Source organism: Actinophytocola sp. (genome assembly GCF_036555685.1).
Classification (GTDB): domain Bacteria; phylum Actinomycetota; class Actinomycetes; order Mycobacteriales; family Pseudonocardiaceae; genus Actinophytocola.
In genome coordinates this window covers 1-22,851 of the sequence record NZ_DATBKY010000229.1, presented here as the reverse complement: position 1 = coordinate 22,851, position 22,851 = coordinate 1, and the positions used below count along the sequence as shown (strand labels likewise).

Sequence of the window (22,851 nt, the reverse complement as noted above, 5' to 3'; positions counted from 1 at the left end):
GTTCTGTTGACGCCGGAGTGCGTCAATATCCGCGGTTCCAGAGGATCAACGACCGGACAGCCGGTTGGTTACTTTCCCGAATCGGGCGCCTTGGGTTCGAGCCAGCGCATCGAGCCGCTGCTCAGGATGATGACGACGCGGCCGGCTGCCTCGTGCGGGGCGATCACCGAGAAGCCGACGTCCGGCTTGATCCCGGACAGGCGGTTCGTCACGTCCGGGCGGGCGAGGTGGGTGAGCCCGCCGCCGGTGACCTTGCCCCGCGGGTCGACCACGAGCGCGCATCGCACCGGGTCCGCGACGCCGGTCGCCCAGCCGCGGATGATCACCGCGTCGTTCTTGCTCTCGATGTCGTCGACCGAGCCGGCCGCCTGCCGCGGGTTGCGTGAGTCGGCCGGCGGGAGCGGCGTCATCGCGTTCATGTCGATCGTCGAGCCGAGCTCCGGACCGCCGCAGCCGAGCGTGAACGTGTCGGAGAACGGGTAGTGGCCCATCGCCTTCAGCCGCGGCACGAGCGCCTTCGCCGGCGGCAGCGTGGCACCATACGAGTCGCCGAGCCCGGCGCGCAGGGCGATGCCCTCGAGCTGGTGCTCGGAGTTCTGCGAGCGGATCGTGGCCGCCGCCGGCGAGCCGAGCGTGTAGCCGAGCAGGCCGATCGCGAGCACCCCGATCGCGAGCTTCTGCGCCCGCTCGCCCAGGACGCGGTGCATGTAGACGGCCAGCAGCACGATCGCGGGCACGGCCATCAGCACCGACAGCGACGTGTACCGGCTGGACAGGCCGAAGTCCGAGCCGAAGTCGATCCGGGCCGCCGCGATCATGGCGCTGGCGACGAACGCGTGCAGCGCGAGCGCCCACCAGAACCGCAGCGACCGGTCCCGCCCGACGGTCGTGGTGGCGAGCCAGCAGTAGATGCCGACGACGGCCACGCCCGCGAGCACCGCCACACCCGAGCTCTCCGAGGTCCACAGGTGACCGACGACCGCGAACCACGTGTACAGCAGGCTGGCGAGGTCGTTGGTGGGCGTGCCGCCGGGGTCGACGGCCGGCTTCAGGCCGATCCACGTCAGCACTACGAGCACGCCGACGCCGAGCGGCACCAGCCGCTTCCACCACGCCTCCCGGCCGAGCGTGGCCATCAGCGCGAACGCGGGCCAGACGGCGAACGCGGTGCCGTAGCTCATGCACGCCAGCAGCCCGAGCAGCCACGCGAGCCACCACTTGCGGTGGTATGCCAGCAGCAGCGCGCCGATGACCAGCAGGTTCGCGGTGAGCCAGGCCGAGCCGCTCATCGCGCGGACGAAGTTGTGCAGGCCGTGCGGGCTGAACACGAGCAGGGACGCGGCGACCACGATGCCGGCCCGAAGCAGCGGCGGCAGCGACTTCGGCAGCGCGAACCGCAGCAGCAGCACGGTCAGCGCCGCGATCAGCACGACGAGGACGCCGAGGATCCGGTTGTCGCCGTCGGCGAGCCGGGCGTCAAGCCAGTAGAGGAACGACGGCAGCATCAGCGGGTGCTCGTTCTGCAGCACCCGCATGCCGGCGATGTGCAGCGAGCCGTCCGGGTTCGTGATCCGCAGCAGCACGTACCAGTAGTCGGTGTACTGCAGCCGCTGCCCGGCGAGCACCTCGAGCAGCGTGGTGATCACCGGGATGACGGCGAGGACCTCGAGCAGCCGGGCGAGCAGTCTGGTGGTCGGCCGCCACGGCGGGCGGGCCGGCTCGGTGACCGGCTGGTCCGCCGCCGCCGGCACGGGCGGCCGATCCTCGGCGACCGTGCCCGTCCTGCCGTCGGCCGGACCGTCGGTCATGCCGGACGCAGCCACAACGTGAGGAAGCCTTCGCCGGTGGCGACGGCGGCCTCGATCAGCTCCTTGGCCGACCGCTCGGGGCCGGGGTCGAACGTGCGGGCCGCGGCCGCCCCGCCGGCCGCCTCGAGCCCGTCGACGACGGCCGCGTCGACCGGAATCGGCCGGTAGCCCCACGCGCGGTAGGTGTCGAGCACGGTCACCGGGTCGTCGCCCAGATCCGCGATCGCGGCCGGCCAGAACTCGACCAGCGCGTGCGGGCGGTGCACGTCGAACACCCCGGTGAGGCCGGACAGCGCGAGGTGGTCCCGGCCCTGCGCGTCGCACTTGACCACGTCGACCTTGCGGCCGGCGAGTGCCGGCAGGGCGTCGAGCCGGACGCCGTCGATCTCCAGCGGCCCGGCCGGGTCGACCCGGTTGTCGCCGCTGTTGCCGTCGTCGGCGAGCGCGAGGCGCAGCGGCCCGTCGGCGTGCCACGCGGCCGCCGGGACCACGGTGAGCGCCTCGGCCACGTCCGGCGGGACGTTGGCGGACACGTTGAGCGCGAGCAGGTCGCGAACCCGCTGCCACGGCTCGGCCGCCACCACGCGGCCGTCCGCGCCCACCCGGCGCAGCGCCCGGACGGTGAAGTAGCCGACGTGCGCGCCGATGTCGACGAACGTGCCGCCGCGGGGGAGCAGCAGGTCGATCAGCCGCGCCTCGTCGACCTCCCAAGTGCCGTAGCGGCGCAGCCACGGCAGCACGACGGTGTCCTCGGCCGGCAGCCGCAGCGGGCCGGCATCGCTGACCACGGTCTCGCTGGCCTCGCCGCCGGCCGGGGCCGGGTTGACCAGCTCGTGGTGGCGCAGCAGCCCGGTCCGCAGCAGCGGCACCTCGCTGGCGAGCTCGCTCGTGGCGCCCTCGATCGCGGCCATCCACTCCGCGCGCTCGTGGAACATGCGGGTGATCTCGTGCTCGAACTCGGCGATCCGCTCGCCGAGGCTGTTGGCCTGGGCACCGATCCGCCGGTCCATCTCGCCCGGCAGGCGGGCCACGTCCTCGCTCAGCTGCTGGTGCGCCTGCTTGCTCGTGGTCAGCCCGTGCTCGAGGCGGTCGAGCCGCTCGCTCAGCGCCTGCTGCCCGGCGGCGAGCTGGGTGACGCTCTCCGCCACGCCGTTCATCAGCTCGCCGAGCACGGTGCGCTGGTGGTGGTCGTAGTGGTCGAGCATGCGCAGCACGCCGCGGCGCAGCGCCGACGCCATCGGGACCTTGCTGCTCGCCGACGGGTCCGCCCGCCACCGCAAGGCCTCGCGGCTGCGGTCGAGCGGCACGAGCTGGTCCGGCCGCGTGCCGGCCTGGTGTCGCTGCCGCCACGTGGTGTGTGCCGTCTCGATCCGGGTGCGGGCCCACTCGGCGGCCTCGGCGAGCGTGCGGGTGGCGAGCACGTGCTTGCGGGCGGCCGCGCCACGCTCGAGCGCCCGCTTCGGGTCGCCGGCGATCTCGCGGAGCGCGGCCGCGGCGGCGGCCACGTCCGGCTCGGCCCACTGCGCGTCACGCGGGTACGGCTCGTTGCCGGGGCCGACGTCGACCAGCCGGTACGGGATCGGCCAGCCGGTCTCGGCGGTCAGGAACTCGCTCGTGCCGCCGTAGTCCGTCGCGACGACCGGCAGGCCGTGGGCCATCGCCTCGGCGACCGTGAGCCCGAAGCCCTCGCTGCGGTGCAGCGACAGGTAGCCGTCGGCCGAGGCGAAGAGCCTGGCCACCTCGTCGGCGGAGAGGTACCCCTCGATCAGCTCGATGCGCTCGTCGCGCGCGACCGCCATGCGCAGCCGCTCGCTGTCGCCGGGGTGCTTGCCGGCGTTGATCGTCTTGAGCACGAGCCGGACGTCCGTCCGTTCGGGGAATGCCGTGGTGAACGCCTCGATGGCGGCGAGCGGGTTCTTGCGCTCGAAGATGCTGTTGTGGTCGAAGACGAACAGGAACCGGGTGACGCCGTCCGGGGTCCGCGGCTCGGGCGCGCGACCGGCGAGCGGGTCGCGAACCGGCACCGGGATGCGGTGCACGGGAACCGGCGAGTGCGCGGCGATGGCCGCGGCGCAGAAGTCGCTGATCGTCCAGATCTCGTCGACCTGGCCGAACGCCGGGTGCATCGTGGGCGGGAACTCCGCGAGCTCCCACGACCACACGCCGACCACGTACCGGTCGCGGCCGAGGTCCGGGTGCAGCCGCAGGGTCTGCGCGGTCATGTCGGCGTTGACCACGAGCACGCTGACGCCGTAGCGCGGGTCCCCCGGCGACGCGTCCGCCGGCAGCGGGTGCGACGTGCGGTTGGCCACGGTCGTCTCCTCGACCGCGGTGGCCACCGGGACCCCGCTCGCGACGACCGCGTCGTGCACGAGCCGGCCCATCTCGCCGACGCCGAGCTCGGCGGTGAGGTAGCCGAGCACGTTCGCGCCGAGCTCGTCGGACACCGGCACGGGCTCGGCCGCCGGCCGGACCGCGACGGCGTCCGCCGGCAGCTCGCGCTCGTTGACCCCGGACGTGCGGCACCAGTGCCGGTAGCCCTCGGCGTCCGCGTGCAGCGGGTCCGGGTAGGCCTGCCGGAGGTCCACGCGGGAGAGCCAGAGCGCGTACGCCCAGCGGCTCAGCCCGGCGTGCTCCTGCGCCGGGGTCGCCGGGGCGGTGGCCCAGGCCAGCAGGTCGTCGGCGGTGTCGCCGCGGAACGGGTTGGGCGGCGCGGGCGTCTTCTCGCGCTCGGAGTCGACCCAGGCCTGCCGGTACGCACGGCGCAGGGCCGGTGGCACGTAGGTCCCGTCGGGGAGCGTGTTCCACCGGTACGGGATGTCCTCGAGCGCCTGCCGGTAGCCGGCGTCGGCGAGCTTCGCGCGGTAGCCGGCGAGGAGCTCGGCCAGCACCGGGTACTCGGACAGCAGCACGCGCGGCTTGTCGGCATAGTGCGTGGACGCGAGCCACGGCTTCTCCGGCCGGTAGCCGCTGAAGTGCACGAACCGCACGGGCCGGCCGGCCGCCGTGACCGCTTCGCCGTCCCTGGCGAGCGGGCGCTGGTAGACGTTCCAGTACGCGACGTTGTAGCCCGGGTCGTCGATCACCGTGTGGTCGAACAGCGCCGGCACGTTGTCGACCCAGCGCTGGTCGGTGAACAGCTGCTCGGTGACCGACGAGATGGCGTCCTGGCGCAGCCGGTCCGCCCAGAACGCGAGGAACTGCGCGGCGTCCCGAGAGACCCCGATGAAGCCGAGGTTGAACACGCCGGAGGCCATGATGTCGGCCTCGCTCGGCCGCAGCCCGTCGCGCGGCATCGGCTCCAGCACGTGCGGGGTGAGCACGATCGCGTGCTCGCCCGCCCGTCGGGCGACTTCGCCGGCGAACGGCGCGAAGACCTCGATGTCCGGGTCGAGGTAGATCGCCACCGGGTGGTCGGCGAGGAGCGTGCGCAGCAGCCACGGCTTCACCGCGGTGCAGAGCTCGGTGACCGTGTAGGCCAGCGCCATCCGGCCGAACTCGCTCGGGTCGAGGTCGATGTCGTCCGGGCCGAGGAAGCGGATGCCCGGCACCGCCGACGTCAGCTCGGCGAGCTCGTCCTCCTCGGCGTCGATCACCAGGACGGCGAACTCCGCACCCGGATGGTGCCGCACGTACGAGTCGGCGAGCACGCGCGCGGCCGGCACGTAGTTGCGCGCGACGATTGTGCCCGCGACCGTGCCGGCGAACTCTCCGGCCGCGCCCCCCGATCCCCCCGAATCAGCCATCCGCGGGTAGCCGTTCGAGCTGCGCGTCGAGGAGCTCGTTGAACGCCTCCGTGACGGCCTGCTTGTCCTGGCCCTGCGCCTGCACCCGGACGACCTGGTTGCCGGACGCGTAGTGCGCCCGGTAGATCGGGCCGCGGCTCGCCTTGTCGTTCAGGCCGGTCAGCACGCCGGCCTGCGAGGAGGAGACCTTGGCCAGCTTGAACTTGCGCTGCAGCGTGTCGAGCTGGTTGCGGGCCTTGACCGCGGCCGCCGGGCTCTTCTGGTCGGTGACGAGCACGATGAGCTGGACGTCGTTCTCGGTGGAGATCGCGATCTGCGCCTTCGTGGCGCCGGTGTTCTGGTAGATCTTGATCTCCTGCTTGTCCAGGTAGTTCAGCGCCACGACCTTGGCGAACGTGTCGACGTCCTTCATGTCGGACACGTCGCCGGGCAGCTCCGCGATGGGGCCCTCCGGCGTCTGCGTCGTGGACGGCGCCTCGGACGTCGCGGGCGGTGGGTTCTGCTGCTGCTCGTTGGTCGGGTCGGCGGTGTTCTGCTTGTTGTCGCCCCGGCCGAACAGGAAGTACGCACCCGCGGCGATGCCGAGCAGGACCACCACGATCGCGATGATGCCGAAGATCTTCAGGCCGTTGGACTTCTTCTCGTCGCCGAAGACCTCCGGGCCCTGGCGCGACCAGTCCGGCGTGCCGGTGGCGGCGAGCGGCGGGAACTCCTGCCCGGCCCACGGCGGGGCGAGCTCCTCCTCGTTCTGCCACGGCGGCTGGTTCTGGTACTGGCCCTGCTGCGGGAAGCCACCCGGCGGCGACGGCGGGGGCGCCGGCCTCAACTGCCCACCGGCCCGCGACTGCGGCGGCACGCCGGGCACGAACTGGGTCCGGCTGGCGGCGTCGTCCATGGGCGGCGTGGTCCGCCAGCCGCCGCCGACGGTCTGCGTCCGCTCGGGGTCCCCGACGTCGGGGGCCGCGACGATCTGCGTCTTCTCTGAGTCCTCGCCCTGCTGGCCGCCCTGGGCGCCCGGCGCTCCCTGGGTGCCCTGCGGGCTCTGGGCTCCCTGGGCTCCCTGGTTCACCTGGGTCGTCTGCGTGGTCTGGTTCTGCTGGGAGACCGGCGGCAGCATCGTGGTCGTCTCGCCGACCGTGACGCCACCCGCCTGCTGGTTGCCCACCGCGGACGACATGATCTGCTCGCGGCGGGAGCGGTAGTCATCGGCCGAGATTCGCCCCGACGCTAGCTCTTCGTCGAGCATGCGGAGTTCGTCCTGCCAGGCCACCCTGGTCTCCCTTCCTGCTGACGGCCGCGACGCTCATGCACACCGATCCGGCGATCGCGAACGAAACTTTATTGTGCACGGGGTCCAGACCACGCCCTCATGCGGCCGGAAGCTCCTTCGTCACCGACGCCAGGACCTTCTCGAACTCGGTCCGCGCCGCGGCGGTGTCCCCGTCCGGCGGACCGGACACGTTGAGCTGCACCCATACCTCTCCCGAGGCGTACATGGCCACGAAGGTGCGGAAGAACTGGTCGTTGCGGGTGATCACCGGCACGTCACCGGACTTCGGCGGCCGGGCCGGCGCGAAGCCGGCCTGGCGGAGGTTACCGGTCGTCGCCGTGGCCAGGTCGGCCGCGCCCCCGCTCGGCTTGACCGGCGCGGCCAGGAGCAGGAAGCCGAAGTCGCCGCGGGCGGACTTGCGGTAGACCAGCTCCGTCACGCCGTTGTCGGTGAGCAGCTTGGCGTAGGCGGGGTTGAGGAGCTTCTGGTTCCGTGCCTTGGCCACGGTCAGCGTCCCGGTGCTCGGCTCCTTGGCCTGTCCGGGCAGCGTGGGCACCTTCTTGGCGACCTCGGCCGCGGTCGGCACCGGCGGCGGGGCCGGTGTCTGCGTCTCGGACGGCGTCTGCGGCGCCGCGCTGGCCGGCGGGTTCTCGTTCTGCGCGGCGGCGGGAGCCGAGTCGTCCTGGCGGAAGGCGAACCACCACACGGCCACGCCGACGACCGCCAGGATCGTGAGCGGCACGAGGATCCGGACCGCGACGCTGCTCTGCACCGGCCGGGCCTCCGCGAACACCTCCTCGCCCTGGATCGGCGCGGGGCGGGCGTACCGGGGGCGCGGGACCCGCGGGCTGAACTCGGGAAACTCCGGCACGGGCCGCCGGGCGGGCACGGCCGCCGCGACGACGTTCGCCCTGACGACCTCGGTCTCCTCCTCGTCGGCGGAGACGTCCTCGGTCGGGCCGTCGGTCGCGGTCTCGTTCGCCACGACCTGGGTCGGCTCGTCGTCCCCGGTGGGCTCGTCGGGGGACGCCGGCGACGCGAGCTTGTGGGTCGTCGGGGCGACCGCGGGCGCGTCCGGCGCCACGATGGTCGGCGAGTCGTCGACGACCGCGGCCGTCGGCTGGTCGGCCCCGATGACCTGCGTGGTCTCGCCCGCGTCCGCCTCGCTCGCCGGCCCGGCGGTGTGGCCGGGCGAGTGCTCGGCGATGAGCGGCACCTCGGGCACCGCGGCGGCCACGGGCGGCTTCGGCGCGGCCGGCGTCGGCGGGGCGGCAGGGGGAGACGGCGGCGTGGCGGGCATCGGCGCCGGATGCGCTGGTATCCACGCCTCGCCCTTCGGGGACTCACCGCCGACCGGCCGCTTCCCGCTGGATGCCTCGGCAAGGATCTCGTCGCGTGCCTTCCGGTAGTCGGCGGCGCTGATCTCACCGTTGGTCAGGCGCGTGTCGAGCTGGCGCAGGCGGTCCAGCCAGGTCATCGGTCTTCTCTCCCTGTGGCGCTTAGCGAATGGGATGTTTCTGCAGTTCCTCGCGTACGTGGTCGATGAATGGGCCGTCGAGTATCTCCGGTGTGCCCAGCGCGATGTTGCGCTCCACGATCTCGAACACGACGACGTCGTTCTCGACCATGGTCGACGCCACGAGCGCGGGGTCGGACTCGATGGTGTTGTAGTAGAGCTGCGTGATGTCGGAGAAGGCCCCCGACAGGTAGGCCGACGCCGGCAGCATGAACGAGTCGCCGAGCAGCAGCGTCGACTTGTCGACCATGCCGTCGATGGGCTCCGACGAGCGGCGGATCGGCTTGCGCGGGTCCTTGAGGTGCGTGCCGGTGCGGTCGGTCTCGCCGTCGGGCAGCAGCCGGAAGCTCGGCGCCTTGTTCTCGCCCTGCTTGCCGATCAGCGGCGGCAGGTCGGCGCTCGCCTCGTGGGTCTCGCTGCGCTCGATACGCCAGTTCTCGGACACGCCGGGCTCGATCCGGTCGGCGAGCTGGCGGACCATCGTCAGCGCGCCCTCGTCCGTCCAGTGCGAGTCCAGCGGGAAGTAGACGGGCCGGCCGAGCAGCTCGCTCGTCGCCTGGAGGGACGGCCGCATGTCGATGGCGCCGGCCGTGGCGAGGTTGCGCCACAGCCCCGGGGTGACCTCGCTCGCGCAGTGTTTGCCGGGGTAGCTGTCGGGCAGGTGCTCGGGGACCATCGTCGACTTGTCCGGGACGGCCACGAGCATGAACTTGCGGCCGGACGCCTCGACGGCGTCGCGCAGGGCGTCGAGCTGCTTGATCGTCTTGTCCAGCGGCTGCTTCGGCTTGCACTTGTTGGCCGTGTCGAGGCCCAGGTACATCCAGCCGTCGCTGCCTTCGATGACCCTGCGGTAGCCGGCCGAGTCCTGGTCGGTCGCGGACGGGTCGTCCGGCGTGGTTGTGCCGGTTTCCGGCTTGGGCGGCCCACCCGGCAGCGGGCCGGCCGGCGCGCCGTTGCCCTGGTCGTACGGCGCCGCCTCGCCGAACAGGGTGCGGCTGACCCAGTCGGCGGCGGCGATGGCCTCCGGGCGGAACACGAGGTTCTCCGTGGCCCACGGGTCCATCCCGGTCAGGAAGCCCCAGCCCTCGAGGATGCTGGGGAAGCCCTTGACCTGGTGGTTCTCCAGTGCGACCGGGCGCATGCCGAACAGCCACATGAACGCGGGCGTGGTGAAGAAGACCAGCGCACAGATCAGCGCGGTGAGCTGCCGGCCACCGTGCCGGGGCCGGTGCAGGGCATGCTCCCGCGGCAGCCACGCCTCGTGCAGCGGGGGCAACCCGCCGACCGAGCGCCGATCGTGCAAGGTCACGCGCGATACGGTAGCCGGACACTCCGCGTGGTGTCCGTGAGATGCCCGGGCGTGGGACCGCCAGGCCGCCGTTCAGGCCGAAGCCACCGGCTCTTCGGGCTCCCGGTGGTTGCGCCGGGCGCGCACGAGCCCGTAGCGGAGCGCGAGCAACACGTCGGCGAGCGTGTGGGCCACCCGCAGGATCAGGCTCACCGTGGTCGCCGCCGCCACGCCCAGCAGCGGGGTCAGCGCCAGGATCAGCACCGCCTCGCGGGCACCCACGCCGGCCGGCGCGATGAACACGACGAGCCCCACGATCCAGCCCAGCGCGAACGCCCCGGTGCACACGACCAGCAGCTGCAGGATCGAGTCGGTGAACGGGGCGGCCAGCAGGTAGCCGGCGAGCCCGTACGCGAGCCAGGCCGGGAACATCCACGCGAGCGGGCGCACCAGGTCCCGCCAGCGCAGCACGGGCGGCTCGACACCGGAGCGCCCGGCGAGCTTTCGGGCCAGCAGGTTGATCACCTTGGGATGCAGCAGCACGAACGCCAGCGGGACGAACAGCCCGGCCCAGCCGAACCGGCTCACCAGGGCCGGCTGGCTGATCAGCAGCAGCGCGCCGACCAGCACCGAGGTCACCGCGTGCACCACGAGGAACACCGAGCCGGCGAGCAGCGCCAGGCCGCCCGGCACGCCGTGCTCGCGCGCGAAGCGCATCTGTGCGAGGAACGGCCAGATCGAGCCGGGCAGGTACTTGCCGACCTGCGCGGGGAAGAAGATCTGCCGCGCGGCCCCGGAGGACACCGACGAGCCGAGTGCGGACAGGCAGTACTTCCACACCTCGGCCGTCGCCATGAGCCCGGCGACGACGCACGCGAGCGCGAGCAGCATCCGCCACCACGCGATCTTCCCGATCGCCGCGAGGACGTCCGGCAGCTCGTCCCGCAGGGCCCAGGCGGCAACCCCCACGGCGACCACCACGAACGCGACCGCCAGCAGGTCCGCCCGCCGGCTCGGTCGCGGCGCGGCAGGTCCGGCCACAGTTCGAAGCTCATCCCGCGCGGCGGGATCGCCCGTGGTTGCCTTCGAACTGTGGTCGTCACTCACGCCAGATCAGCCCGGTGGTCGTCGGGTACGGCAGCGTCGGCGTCGCGCCCTTCAGCAGCTCGAAGCGCAGGCCCGGCATCGCGGAGATGACATCCCAGTACCGCTTGCGCTTGAGGTTGTCGAACACGATCACGCCGCCGTCGGCGAGGTGGTCCAGCGCGCGGCGGAACGCGTCCACCCGCGCGCGGCCGTCCACCACGATCACGTCGAACAGCCCGCCGACCCGGTCGATCGTCGCCACGTACTCGGCGAAGTCGAGGTCGGTGTGCCCGGCCCGCCCGGAGCGGACCACGGTCTCGGCCGTCGCGGGCGTCGCCGGCACCGCGTGCAGCTTCACGCCAGGGGTGTCCGCCAGAAGCTCCCGGACGAACTCGACCCACTGCGTGTCGTGCTCGACGCTGTCCACCTGGCCCGCCCGCTTGGCGAGCCACGCCGTGCTGGCGCCCGCGCCGTACTCGAAGACGCGCGCCTCCGGCCGCTCGCCGAGGAACTCCCCGACCCGGCGCATCGCGGGGTAGCTCCACCAGGCCAGGTCCATGCGCGCCATGTCCTGGGCGTCGAAGATCGAGAACAGCGTGCGCACGTGCTTCGCCTTCGGCGAGTCGCTGCGCTCGAGCCGCTCCAGCAGGCCGGCCTTGTCGGCGGCCTTGCGCATCGTCTTGACGCCGCTCACGTAGGCGCCCTTCAGACCGCTCACTTGCCCACCACCGACGGCGTCGTCGGCTCCACCGCGTCCGCCGGTTCGAGCGTTTTCGTCCGTTCGCCGATCAGGTCGGTCGCCTCGCGCCGGTTCGCCGTGCGATGCAGCACGATCTCCGCGATCAGTCCGATCGAGACCATCTGCACGCCGAGGATCACGAGCAGGATGCCCAGCATCAGCAGCGGCCGGTCGCCGATCGCCTGGCCGCCGAAGATCTTCACGATCGTCAGGTAGGCCAGCATGAGGAAGCCGATCATCCCCGAGGCGAGCCCGAGCCCGCCGAACAGGTGCGCCGGGCGGCGGCCGTACTTGGTGATCGTCATGACCGTCAGCAGGTCGATCGCGCCACGCACGTACCGCTCGAAGCCGTACTTCGACTTGCCGTGCTCGCGCGGCCGGTGGTTGACCGCGAGCTCGCGCACCTTGTAGCCGTGCTGGTGGGCGAGCGCGGGGATGTAGCGGTGCAGCTCGCCGTAGAGCGGCACCCGCCGGTACACCTCGGTCCGCGCGGCCTTGAGCCCGCAGTTGTGGTCGTTGAGCTTCAGGCCGGTGATCACGCCCGTCATCTTGTTGAAGAACTTCGACGGGATCCGCTTGCCGAGCGGGTCCTTGCGGTCGGCCTTGTGCCCGGACACCAGGTCCGCGCCGTCGTCGAGCTCGGCCAGCAGCCGCGGCACCTCGGCCGGGTCGTCCTGCAGGTCGGCGTCCATCGTGACGACCCGCTCGCCGCGCGCCTCGTCGACCGCCGCCGCGAGGGCGGCCGCCTTGCCGAAGTTGCGCCGCAGCCGCAGCGCGCGCACGCGCTCGTTCGCGGCGGCGAGCTCCTGCATGACGGTCCAGCTCGAGTCCACGCTGCCGTCGTCGACGAAGATCACCTCGTACTCGACCTCCGGCAGCGTCTCGAACGCCTCGCCGATCTGGGCCACGAGCGTGGCCAGCGTCGCCTCCTCGTCCTTGACCGGGATGAGGACGCTCACCTGCACGTCTGGCACGGTTTCAATGCTCACTACTTGTCTCCGGTGTCGCTGACCTGTGCGGGTAGCCATCGCATCGCGCCGCTCGTGTAGACGACGACGACGCGTGTTTCGTCGGTGACCGGTCCGATGGCCTTGAAGCCTACGTCGGGCGGTGTGTTCCAGTACCTCGCGGTGACGTCACTGCGGACGAGCCTGCTCACGCCCGCGCCGACGACCTTGCCGCCGCCGTCCACGACCAGCGTGCAGCGGACCTGGTCGGCACCGCGGGCGATGCCACCGGTCGCCCAGCCGACGATCAGGTCGGCCTCGCCGCGGGGCTCGATCGACTCCACGAGACCGGACGGCTGGTTGGGGCTGCGGGTGCCGGGCTGGGGCAGCGCGGTCGTCTTGTCGAGGTCGATCCTCGAGCCGAGCTCCGGGCCGCCGCAGCCGAGCGAGAACCGCCCGTTGAGCGGGTAGGCGTGCAGCGCTCGCAGCGTCGGCTCGAGCTGGTCCTCCTTGGGGATCACCGGGCCCAGCGTGTCGCCGTACCCGGCCGCGATCGCGATGCCCTCGAGCGGGTGCTCGGTGATCTGGCCGCGGAGCAGGGCGGCGGTCGGCAGGCCGAGCGTGAAGCCCACGACCCCGAGCGCGACCACGGTGATCGCGATCTTCTGCGCGTTGCGCCGCACACCCTTGTAGAGGATCGCGGCCATCAGCACCAGCAGCGGGATCGACACCATCACGGCGAGCGAGGAGTACCGGCTGGAGAGCCCGAAGTCGGCGCCGAAGTCGACCCGCGCGGTGGCGATCATGCCGCAGGCGAGGATGCCGTAGACCGCGAGCGCCCACCAGAACCGCAGCCCGGGTGCCTGCGCGGTCTTGTTCGTGGTCAGCACGGCGAGGACGACGAGGATCAGCGCGCCCGCGATCACCGCGAAGCCGGCGTTGTCGGCCGTCCACATCTTCCCGACGATCGACAGGAACGTGTACAGCAGCGAGCCGACGTCGTTCGCCGGCGTGCCGCCGCGCCAGATGGTCGGCTTGAGGTAGTACCAGATGCCGACGAGGACGACACCGATGCCGAGTGGGATCAGCCGGGTCCGCCAGCGCTCCTTGTGCAGGGCGGCCAGCACGGCCAGGGCCGGCCAGAGCGCGAACCCGGTGCCGTAGGAGGCGGTCGCGAGCAGGCCCATGCCCCAGGCGGCCCACCACTTGCGCCGGTTCGCGAGCACGAGTGCGGCCACCACGAACAGGTTGGCGGTGAGCCACGCGGCGCCGCTCATCGAGCGGACGAACATGTGCAGCCCCTGGAGGCTGAACACGAGCGCGGACGCCGCCACCACGAGGCCGGCTCGCACGACCGGCGGCAGCGTCTTCGGCAGGGCGGCGCGCAGCATCAGCACGGTGGCCGCGGCGATCACGATCACGAGGTAGCCGAGCACCCGGTTGTCGCCGTCCGCGAGCCGCGCGTCGAGCCAGTACAGCAGCGACGGGATCATCAGCGGGTGCTCGTTCTGCGGCACGAAGATGCCGCCGGGATGGAACGAGCCGTCCGGGTTGGTCATGCGGACGAGCACGTACCAGTAGTCGAGCCACTGCAGCTTCCCCGAGCGCGCCACCTCGACCACGATCGCGAGGGGCGGGATCAGGGCGAGCACCTCGACGAGCCGGGCGATCACGGGGTCGGTGAGCCACCGGCGCAGCGCGGCGACCATGGCACCCGCGCGCCGGTCGAGTCTGCTCGAGCCGTCCTGCGAGTCGTCCGGTTCGCGGGGCGGATCCGCCTCCGGATCCGACTTCAAGACCGTGCTCGTCACGCCAATACCATGTCAAAGCCGCGTTGACCACCGACGCGCGGCCTACTCCACATCCGTCTCCGGCTTCTCGCCGAGCGCCCGCAACCCCTCCTGCCACGCCATGGGGAAGTTGTTACCACGTCTGTGCGTTGACCTCGGTGAGTGCACAGGTGAGAGTGGAGGCATGGGCTTGTTCGGGTTTGACAAGGCACGGATGGTCGACGCCACGCGGGCGCTGCCCGGCAGGGCGAACCGGATGCCGGTGGCGAGCGCGCACGCGGTGTTCACCGACCGGCCGATCGCCCCGCCGTTCCCCGACGGTCTGCGGGCCGCGGTGTTCGGCCTGGGCTGTTTCTGGGGCGCGGAGCGGTTGTTCTGGCAGACCCCGGGCGTCTACACGACGGCCGTGGGCTACGCGGGCGGGTACACGCCGAACCCGACCTACGAGGAGGTGTGCAGCGGCCAGACGGGACACACCGAGGTGGTCCTGGTCGTGTACGACCCGAACCAGATCACCTTCGACGGCCTGCTGAAGGTCTTCTGGGAGGGCCACGACCCGACGCAGGGCATGCGCCAGGGCAACGACATGGGCACCCAGTACCGCTCGACCGTGTACTACACGGACGAGTCACAGCGCGAGGCCGTGGAGGAGAGCCGCAAGTCCTACCAGGCGGCCCTGACCCGCAGCGGCCACGGCGAGATCACCACGGAGATCGCCCCGCTCGGCGAGTTCTACTACGCGGAGGACTACCACCAGCAGTACCTGTCCGACGCCAAGAACCCGAACGGCTACTGCGGCCTGGGCGGCACCGGAGTGAGCTGCCCGATCGGCCTGACGACCAACGAAGCCTGACCGACGACGAAGGCCCGCCTCTTCTCGGGGCGGGCCTTCGTACGTGCACAGAGCGGACGACGGGACTCGAACCCGCGACCCTCACCTTGGCAAGGTGATGCGCTACCAACTGCGCTACGTCCGCATGCGCTTCCGCGCGTGCTGGGGCCGAGTTTAGCGGATGCGGGCCGGGGTAACCCCCAACGGGCTGGGGCCGGTTCTGACCTGCGGTGAATGGACCGAATGGGCTAATACCTTCGTAGGTATCACATTCCCGTTCTTAACGTTTGCCGCACACCACAAGCGCCCTGTGGCATGTTGAGCCAGATTCCCGTGGCGGCCGGGAGGAGGTGCCGGGTCTGATGACCGGCGATGCTCCGAGATCATCCGGAGCACACAGGGTGGAGACGGGGGACGCGGAGGATCGGGCACTGCTCGAGCGCCTCCGGGCCGGGCAGGACGCCGCCTTCGGAGAGCTCTTCTCGCGCCACTCGACCGCCGTCTACCGGCTCGCGCTGGGCCTCGTCACCGACCGCGCCGAAGCGGAGGACCTTACCGCCGAGGCCTTCTTCCGCGTGCTGCAGGCGATCCGCCGCGGCTCCGGACCCGTCGACAACGTGCGTGGCTACCTGCTGATCGTCGCCCGGCGGGTGGCGTGGGAGTGGAGCCTGCGCCGCGACGTCCCGGTCAGCGACGAGGAGCTGACCCACCGCGCCGCGTCCGACCCCGACACCTCCGGCCAGTTCACCGAGCGCAGCCTGATCCGCCGGGCGTTCACCAGCCTTCCCGAGCGCTGGCGCAACGTCCTCTGGAAGATGGAGGTCGAGGGCGAGCGCCCGGCCGCCGTCGCCACCAACTTCGGCCTCAGCCCCAACGCCACCGCCGCCCTCGCCCGCCGCGCGCGCCAGGGCCTGCGCGCCGCCTACCTGCAGGCCCACCTGACCGCCGATCGCGGCGACACCGGCTGCCGCTCCGTGCTCGAGAAGCTCGGCGCCTACACCGCGGGTTGCACCTCCGGTATCGAGCGCCGCCGCATCCGCGCTCACCTCGCCACCTGCGCGTCCTGCGCGGCCATGTACAACGAGCTGCGCGAGGTCTGCTCCGGACTGCGCGCGCACGCGGGTGTGTCCGCCCTTCCGGTCGTCGCCGTGGCGAGCGCGGGCGGGCTCGGCGCGATGCTCAAGGGCCTGCTCGCGAGCACGAAGGTCCAGATCGGTGTCGCGGCGGGCTCGGTCGCGGCCGTCGGCGTGCTCGGGTTCGTCGTCGCGCCGTGGGGTGCCGGAGGCGGCTCGTCCGCACCGCTCGACCTGGCCGGCAAGGGCGGCGTCGAGCTGCAGCGCAGTCAGGAACCACCGCCACCGGCCACCTCGCTGCGGGTCACCACCGGCCGGCTCACTACCGAGGCCCGCGTGCCCGAGCAGGGCGAGCCGGTCGACGAACCCGCGAAGACAGTGCGGCCGACGTCCGCGAAGGCCAACGCGAAGCCGGCGGCGAACAAGGCGGCCGGTGCCCGCGCCGAGGAACCGATGATGAGCGCCGAGGCGCCGTTCGACGAGAGCTCCCCGATCGTCTACCGGGAGACCACGGTCGAGCGCCACACGACGATGTACGACGGCTACACGGTCGTGTACGAGACGACGACGATTTACGAGGTCAACGCGAAGAACCAGGCGCGGACGAGGACCGAGAACACCAGCTACACCCAGCAACGACGGCCGTCACAACCACCGTCCAGTGGACCGCAGACAGCCCGAACGGCTGAACCTACCGCGTCGCCCGCTGCGCCGAACGGGCCCTGACGGGTGCATGAAAGTCACGGGTTAGGTCATCATAAGTAGCGATATCCCGACCAGCTCCGGAGCCGGGAGGCCGTGATGACCCCGCGCATCGTCAAAGACAAGGACGGACGGAAGTGGACGGTTCGTAGCCACATGGAGTGGCGGCCGGCCGCTACCGGGGACGACTTCGAGCACGACGTCAGCGTCGGCAACGCGGCCGCGATCGTTCTGCTCGTCCTGGTGCTGGCCCTCGGCACGGTCCTGATCGCGTGGACCCCCGACGACGTCGTCGTGCCGCTCTGGGTGGTCATGCTCGTCCTGCTCTGCATCCTGTTCTTCCCGACCCGCTGGGCGCTGCGCCGCCCGTGGCGGATCGTCGCCGAGGTGCAGAACGAGGACGGCACCATCGAGCGGTGGGTCGGCACCGTCCGCGGCGTCTTCAACGTCCGCCAGCAGAGCACCCGGGTCATGAAGGCGATCGCCCGCGACGGCGTGCCCGGTGTGGAAGGTCCGCTACAACCCGTGGCGTAATCGCCGGAATCCGGCAACACTGGCGTCGTGCCTGAACTTCCCGAAGTAGAGGCGCTCGCCCAGCACATCCGCGAGCACGGCGTCGGCCGCAGCGTGGCCAGGGTGGACGTCGCGTCGCTCTCCGTGCTCAAGACCGTCACCCCGCCGTGGACCGAGCTGCACGGCCGGACCGTCGTCTCGACCGGCCGGCACGGCAAGTTCCTCGACCTCGACTGCGACGGCCTCCACCTGATCGTCCACCTCGCCCGCGCCGGCTGGCTGCGCTGGGCCGAGACGCTGTCCGCCGCGCCGCCGAAGCCGGGCAAGGGACCGCTCGCGCTGCGCGTGCACCTGGGCCCGCCCGGCACGGGCCCGGGCTTCGACCTCACCGAGGCGGGCACGAAGAAGGGGCTGGCCGTCTGGATCGTGGCGGACCCGGCCGAGGTGCCGGGCATCGCGTCGCTGGGCCCGGACGCGCTGGCGGTGACGCGCGACGAGTTCGCGGCCGTGCTCGCCGGCCACAACGAGCGGCTGAAGACGGCGCTGACCTCGCAGAAGATGCTCGCCGGAGTGGGCAACGCGTACTCCGACGAGATCCTGCACACCGCAAAGCTCTCGCCGTACGCGACGGCCGGCAAGCTCACCGACGCGCAGGTCGACGAGCTGTATGCGGCGATGCGCACGGTTCTCACCGACGCCGTCAGCCGCTCGGTCGGCCAGCACGCGGCGCTGCTCAAGGGGGAGAAGCGGTCGGGCCTGCGGGTGCACGCCCGGACCGGCATGCCGTGCCCGATCTGCGGCGACACGATCCGCGAGGTGTCGTTCGCGGACAAGGCGTTCCAGTACTGCCCGACCTGCCAGACGGGCGGCAAGCCGCTGGCGGACCGGCGCATGTCGCGCCTGCTCAAGTAGGGGTCGCTTGCTTCGCACATGCGATTCGGTTGAGCATTGACGGGTGAGCGACCTGTTGTCCGGCCTTTTCACCGAGCGTGCGCTCATCGGTGCCGTCGTCATGCTCGGGGTCGGCGCGCTCCTCGGGTTTGTCGTGCGCCGCCGCAAGTCGGAGGGCTCGGTCGACGACGCGGTGCTCGACGCCGTGCAGCGCCTCTCCCAGGCCGCCCCGGCCATGCGCGGCGGGTTGACGGAGCAGGCGGCGGACCAGGCGGTGTCGCACCTGGTCGAGATGCTCAAGTGCGTGGCGATCGGCATCACCGACGCGGACGGGCACCTGCTGTCGTGGGACGGCGGCGCGAACGAGCACTACCAGCATCTGATCCCGACGATCGACGTGGCGATCCGCAAGGCACAGCGCGCGGCGATCCCGCACACGAACCTGAAGTGCACCCAACGCGGCCGCTGCCCGATGCGCACGGCCGTGATCGTCCCCCTGATCCCGGACGGCCAGGTCGAGGGCACGCTGATCGTGATCGGCGGCGTGAACTCCAAGCGCCTGATCCGCGCGGCGGACGAGGTGGCGAAGTTCGTGTCGATCCAGCTGGAGCTGGCGAAGCTCGACGAGTCGAAGCAGGCGCTGGCGAAGGCCGAGGTGCGGATGCTGCGCGCGCAGATCTCGCCGCACTTCCTGTACAACGCGCTGAACTCGATCTCCTCGCTGATCCGCACCGACCCGGAGCGCGCGCGCGAGCTGCTGCAGGAGTTCGCCGACTTCACGAGGTACTCGTTCCGTACGTCCGGCCAGTTCACGACCCTGGCCGAGGAACTGCGCAACATCGACCGCTACCTGACGATCCAGGCCCAGCGCTACGCGGACCGTCTCAACGTGCGGATCAAGATCGCCCCCGAGGTGCTGCACGTGGTGGTCCCGTTCCTGGTGCTGCAGCCGCTGGTGGAGAACGCGGTCCAGCACGGGATCTCCCCGAAGCCGGGCGGCGGCACGATCACGGTGGTCGCCCAGGACAACGGCAACGAGGCCCTGATCAGCGTGGAGGACGACGGTGTCGGCATGGATGCCGACCGCCTGTTCGCCGACCTCCGCGACGCCCACAAGACGGGTTCACACGTCGGCATCGGCAACATCAACCAGCGCATGCGCTCCGTCTTCGGCGACGAGTACGCCCTGATGGCGGAGACGGCCCCCGGCGCGGGCATGAAGGTGATCCTCCGCGTCCCGAAGTTCTTCCCCGGCGTCCGCCCCGACCTCCCGAAGTTCGGCGCGGAAGAGGGCTCGGAATCCAAGACCACCGACTCGACCGCCACCCAACCAACCCGCTGACAGCTGTCCACAACCCACCCAGTTGTCCACAGCGCACGGCTGACCACCGCTTTTGTCGGTACCTCCCGGTAAACTGACGATCACGAGGGGTGCCCCCGGAGAGGGCGGGGGCTACGTTTCTCGCGTTCTGCACGCGCGTGCGCGCGGGGGGAGGTTTCGGGCACCTGGGTCGCTGGTGTCGGGCGGCTGGGCACCCGAGGAACGGGCGCAAGGTTCACGAGTCGTACACCGGATCGCGCATAGGGTTGGGGCATGAGCGTCACCGACAAGCTGGCCGCCCGGCTGCCCAAGGCTCGCGGCCACAGCGGACCCGTCGTCGCCGTTGTCAAGCTCCACGGGGTCATCACGCCGACGCCGTCCCCGCTCGCGCGCGGCACCATCAACATCAACACCGTCGAGTCCGCGCTGCACAGGGCGTTCGACCACGAGCGGCTCAAGGCGGTGGCGCTCGCGATCAACTCGCCCGGTGGGGCGCCCACCCAGTCCGCCCTCGTCGGCGAGCGGATCCGCGAGCTCGCCAACCGGAAGAAGGTCCCGGTCATCGCGTTCGCCGAGGACGTGGCCGCATCCGGTGGGTACTGGCTCGCCTGCGCCGCCGACGAGATCTACGCCCACGCCTCCTCCCTCGTCGGCTCCATCGGCGTCGTCACCGCCGGCTTCGGGCTCAACGGGCTGCTCGAGCGCGTCGGCGTCGAGCGTCGCGTCTACACCGCCGGTGCCCACAAGGTCCGCCTCGACCCGTTCCGCCCCGAGAAGGACGAGGACGTCGAGTGGCTCAAGAGCCTGCAGACCCAGCTCCACGACCAGTTCGTCGAGTGGGTCAAAAAGCGCCGCGGTGACCGGCTGACCAGCGACGACGACCTGTTCACCGGCGAAGTCTGGACGGGGAAGAAGGCCGTCGAGCTCGGCCTCGTCGACGGGGTCGGGAACCTGCGCGAGGTCATCACCGAGCGGTACCCGGACGCGGACGTCGCGATCGCGGAGCCGAAGCGCCCGCTGCTCGCCCGCCTCGGCCTCGGCGGCACGGCCGCGACCTTCAGCGCGGCCGACCGCGTGATGGGGGCGCTCGAGGCGCTCGAAGTGCGCGCCGCGTGGTCGCGGTTCGGGATGTGAGGCGTGTGAGACTCTGCTGAGAGTCGTGTCCGCCACGCAAGATCGACCCCTTGCTCACTCGGGCGGGGTAAGCAGGAGGTTGACCATGGACATTTGGTTCTTCCGATCGGCAGGATGCTCCTCACCGTGAGTACTTCAGCCAACACCCCCGGTCTCGTCGTCCTGGCCGTCGACGACGAGAAGGACGGGATGGACCTCATGCTCGAACGGCTCGACGCGAACCGGTACGTGCGCCGGGTCATCCCGGCCTTCGACGCCACCGAGGCCCTGCGCCAGCTCGCCGGCGACGACCCCGAGCTCAGCTCGCGCCGCAACTCCGGCCGCCCGATCGTCGACGCCGTCTTCTCCGACCTCAAGATGCCCGGCCTGACCGGCATGGAGATGGCCAAGGTCCTGGCCGGCTTCAAGCCGTCGCCGGTTCTCGTGTTCATCACCGGCCACGGCGAGGGCAACGACGCGGTCGAGGCGTTCGAGCTCGGCGCAGTCGACTTCATCCCGAAGCCGTGCGACCAGACGCGCATGGACCGGGCGATCCAGCGCGTGATCTCGAAGCTGCGCGGCGACGGCCTCACCGGCGAGCAGGCCGGCGCCGCCCCGGGCCCCGAGCCGACCGACGAGGAGGTCATCCCGGTCGAGCTCGCCGGCACGACCAAGCTGATCCCGCGCAGTGCGGTGCGCTGGGTCGAGGCGCAGGGCGACTACGCGCGCCTGTTCACCGCGGAGGGCTCGCACCTGGTCCGCATCCCGCTCGCGCAACTGGAGGAACGTTGGGAGAAGGCCGGCTTCGTCCGCATCCACCGCTCCTACCTGGTGCCGATCAACCTGATCACCGAGCTGCAGCTCGGCGGCAACGGCTACCACGTCGTGATCGGCGAGGAGGAGCGCAAGCTCCCGGTCAGCCGCCGGCACACGCGTGAGCTCAAGGACCGCATCACGCGCCGCGGGGGGGCATGAGCAAACACGCCGCCGGCCCCGGGCAACACGACAAGCCGTACAAGGACCCGCCCACCAAGCCACGCCGCAAGCGCGTCGTGCTGGCCGACTCGCGTGCGCCGGTCACCGTGCTGCGCACGGTCGTCGAGCTGGAGGAGCAGACCAGCTACGGCGAGGAGCTGGTGAGCCAGTTCGTCCGACACCAGCTCCGCGTCTCGATGTGGCTCTGGGTGCTCACGGTCGGCCTGCTCGCCGCGGTCCCGGCGGTCTTCTTCCTCGTCCCGCAGCTCGCCGAGGTCAACCTGGCCGGCGTCGCCCTGCCGTGGCTCGTGATCGGCATCCTCCCGTTCCCGTTGTTCTTCGGCGTCGGCTACTGGTACAACCGGGTGGCCGAGCGCCAGGAACAGGCGTTCGTCGCGATGGTGGAGAAGTAGCCAGCTCTCGTTAGGAACCGGGACCTCGGTGGACGCAAAGATTTGGGCGCTTGCCGGGATCGTGCTCGTCACCGTCGCGACCTTCTACATCGGCTGGCGCTCCTCGCGCACCGCGAACACCACACAGGACTTTCTCGTCGCGCGCCGCACCGTGCGCTCCCGCCGCAACGCCGCCGCGGTCTCCGGCGAGTACCTGTCGGCCGCGAGCTTCCTCGGCGTCGCCGGCCTCGTGCTCAAGGACGGTGCCGACGCCCTCTGGTACCCGGTCGGCTTCACCGCGGGCTACCTCGCGCTGATGCTGTTCGTCGCCGCCCCGCTGCGCCGCTCCGGCGCCTACACGCTGCCCGACTTCTGCGAGGCCCGCCTCGGCTCGCGGGCGCTGCGCAGCCTCGCCGCCGCGTTCGTGGTGTTCATCGGGATCCTCTACGTCGTCCCGCAGCTGCAGGCCGCGGGCCTCGCGCTCGCCAACATCCTGCCGGTGCCCACGTGGACGGGCGCGCTGCTCGTGACGATCGTGGTGATCGTCAACGTGTTCGGCGGCGGGATGCGCGCGATCACCGTGGTGCAGGCGTTCCAGTACTGGCTCAAGCTCTTCGCCATCGCCGCGCCGACCTTCATCATGTGCGTGCTGTTCATCGGCAACGGCGGCCCGCGCGGCAGCGACATCACCGGGCTCACCGAGGACCTGCCGCCCGCGTTCACCAAGGCCACCACGGTGCACATCGAGACCCCGGTGACGGTCCGCGTCGACAAGGCGGTCGTGCTGAGCGCGCACGGCACGGTCGACGGCCTGCGCGCGTCCGGCACCGTCTACTGGCCTTCGGGCGA

18 protein-coding genes and 1 tRNA gene are annotated in these 22,851 nt (G+C 71.4%); 9 read left to right on the top strand and 10 right to left on the bottom strand.

What is annotated here, in order from left to right:
- Positions 1-68: 68 nt before the first annotated feature.
- From VH969_RS21445 to VH969_RS21405, 9 genes are all read right to left on the bottom strand, one after another.
- A complete protein-coding gene (locus VH969_RS21445) occupies positions 69-1,808 on the bottom strand; it encodes a hypothetical protein (protein WP_331976961.1) in 1,740 nt (579 codons plus the stop codon).
- A complete protein-coding gene (locus tag VH969_RS21440; protein WP_331976959.1) occupies positions 1,805-5,554 on the bottom strand; it encodes an FkbM family methyltransferase in 3,750 nt (1,249 codons plus the stop codon). The genes VH969_RS21445 and VH969_RS21440 overlap by 4 nt, the downstream gene beginning before the upstream one ends.
- Positions 5,547-6,824, bottom strand: coding sequence for a flagellar basal body-associated FliL family protein (locus VH969_RS21435; RefSeq protein ID WP_331976957.1), 1,278 nt, complete (start codon positions 6,822-6,824; stop codon positions 5,547-5,549). The genes VH969_RS21440 and VH969_RS21435 overlap by 8 nt, the downstream gene beginning before the upstream one ends.
- Positions 6,825-6,921: 97 nt before the next feature.
- Positions 6,922-8,301 (bottom strand): SHOCT domain-containing protein, encoded by a 1,380-nt coding sequence (locus VH969_RS21430; RefSeq protein ID WP_331976955.1) that lies wholly within the window; start codon positions 8,299-8,301, stop codon positions 6,922-6,924.
- A 22-nt stretch (positions 8,302-8,323) separates the two neighbouring features.
- The gene (locus tag VH969_RS21425; protein WP_331976953.1) at positions 8,324-9,649 is read right to left on the bottom strand and encodes an alginate O-acetyltransferase AlgX-related protein; all 1,326 of its coding nucleotides are present in this window, start codon (positions 9,647-9,649) and stop codon (positions 8,324-8,326) included.
- A gap of 72 nt (positions 9,650-9,721) precedes the next feature.
- A complete protein-coding gene (locus VH969_RS21420) occupies positions 9,722-10,669 on the bottom strand; it encodes a lysylphosphatidylglycerol synthase domain-containing protein (RefSeq protein ID WP_331976951.1) in 948 nt (315 codons plus the stop codon).
- A 58-nt stretch (positions 10,670-10,727) separates the two neighbouring features.
- Positions 10,728-11,432, bottom strand: coding sequence for a class I SAM-dependent methyltransferase (locus VH969_RS21415; protein ID WP_331976949.1), 705 nt, complete (start codon positions 11,430-11,432; stop codon positions 10,728-10,730).
- Positions 11,429-12,427, bottom strand: coding sequence for a glycosyltransferase family 2 protein (locus tag VH969_RS21410; protein ID WP_331976947.1), 999 nt, complete (start codon positions 12,425-12,427; stop codon positions 11,429-11,431). The genes VH969_RS21415 and VH969_RS21410 overlap by 4 nt, the downstream gene beginning before the upstream one ends.
- A 14-nt stretch (positions 12,428-12,441) precedes the next feature.
- Positions 12,442-14,211, bottom strand: coding sequence for a DUF2339 domain-containing protein (locus VH969_RS21405; protein ID WP_331976945.1), 1,770 nt, complete (start codon positions 14,209-14,211; stop codon positions 12,442-12,444).
- Positions 14,212-14,374: 163 nt separating this feature from the next.
- Here VH969_RS21405 and msrA point away from each other — a divergent pair, with 163 nt between their 5' ends.
- The gene (msrA, locus tag VH969_RS21400; RefSeq protein WP_331976943.1) at positions 14,375-15,043 is read left to right on the top strand and encodes a peptide-methionine (S)-S-oxide reductase MsrA; all 669 of its coding nucleotides are present in this window, start codon (positions 14,375-14,377) and stop codon (positions 15,041-15,043) included.
- Between the two features lie 51 nt (positions 15,044-15,094).
- Here msrA and VH969_RS21395 read toward each other — a convergent pair.
- Positions 15,095-15,167: transfer RNA gene (locus VH969_RS21395), tRNA-Gly, on the bottom strand.
- 256 nt (positions 15,168-15,423) lie between these two features.
- Here VH969_RS21395 and VH969_RS21390 point away from each other — a divergent pair.
- From VH969_RS21390 to VH969_RS21355, 8 genes are all read left to right on the top strand, one after another.
- Entirely contained in the window at positions 15,424-16,821 is a 1,398-nt protein-coding gene (locus VH969_RS21390) for a sigma-70 family RNA polymerase sigma factor (protein ID WP_331976941.1), read from the top strand.
- Between the two features lie 75 nt (positions 16,822-16,896).
- On the top strand, positions 16,897-17,331 hold the full coding sequence (locus tag VH969_RS21385) for a DUF983 domain-containing protein (protein ID WP_331976939.1): 435 nt from the start codon (positions 16,897-16,899) through the stop codon (positions 17,329-17,331).
- 27 nt (positions 17,332-17,358) lie between these two features.
- Complete coding sequence (locus tag VH969_RS21380) at positions 17,359-18,222, top strand: Fpg/Nei family DNA glycosylase (protein ID WP_331976937.1); 864 nt, start codon at positions 17,359-17,361, stop codon at positions 18,220-18,222.
- Positions 18,223-18,322: 100 nt separating this feature from the next.
- Positions 18,323-19,543 (top strand): histidine kinase, encoded by a 1,221-nt coding sequence (locus tag VH969_RS21375; RefSeq protein ID WP_331977070.1) that lies wholly within the window; start codon positions 18,323-18,325, stop codon positions 19,541-19,543.
- 252 nt (positions 19,544-19,795) lie between these two features.
- Positions 19,796-20,656 carry a S49 family peptidase gene (locus VH969_RS21370; protein ID WP_331976935.1) on the top strand — a complete coding sequence of 287 codons (861 nt, stop codon included), beginning with the start codon at positions 19,796-19,798 and terminating at the stop codon, positions 20,654-20,656.
- A 114-nt stretch (positions 20,657-20,770) separates the two neighbouring features.
- Positions 20,771-21,610, top strand: a complete 840-nt coding sequence (locus VH969_RS21365) for a LytR/AlgR family response regulator transcription factor (RefSeq protein WP_331976933.1) — start codon at positions 20,771-20,773, stop codon at positions 21,608-21,610.
- Positions 21,607-22,023 (top strand): hypothetical protein, encoded by a 417-nt coding sequence (locus VH969_RS21360; protein ID WP_331976931.1) that lies wholly within the window; start codon positions 21,607-21,609, stop codon positions 22,021-22,023. The genes VH969_RS21365 and VH969_RS21360 overlap by 4 nt, the downstream gene beginning before the upstream one ends.
- Positions 22,024-22,051: 28 nt before the next feature.
- On the top strand, positions 22,052-22,851 hold an 800-nt coding region (locus VH969_RS21355; RefSeq protein WP_414638592.1), incomplete at its 3' end, for a sodium:solute symporter family transporter.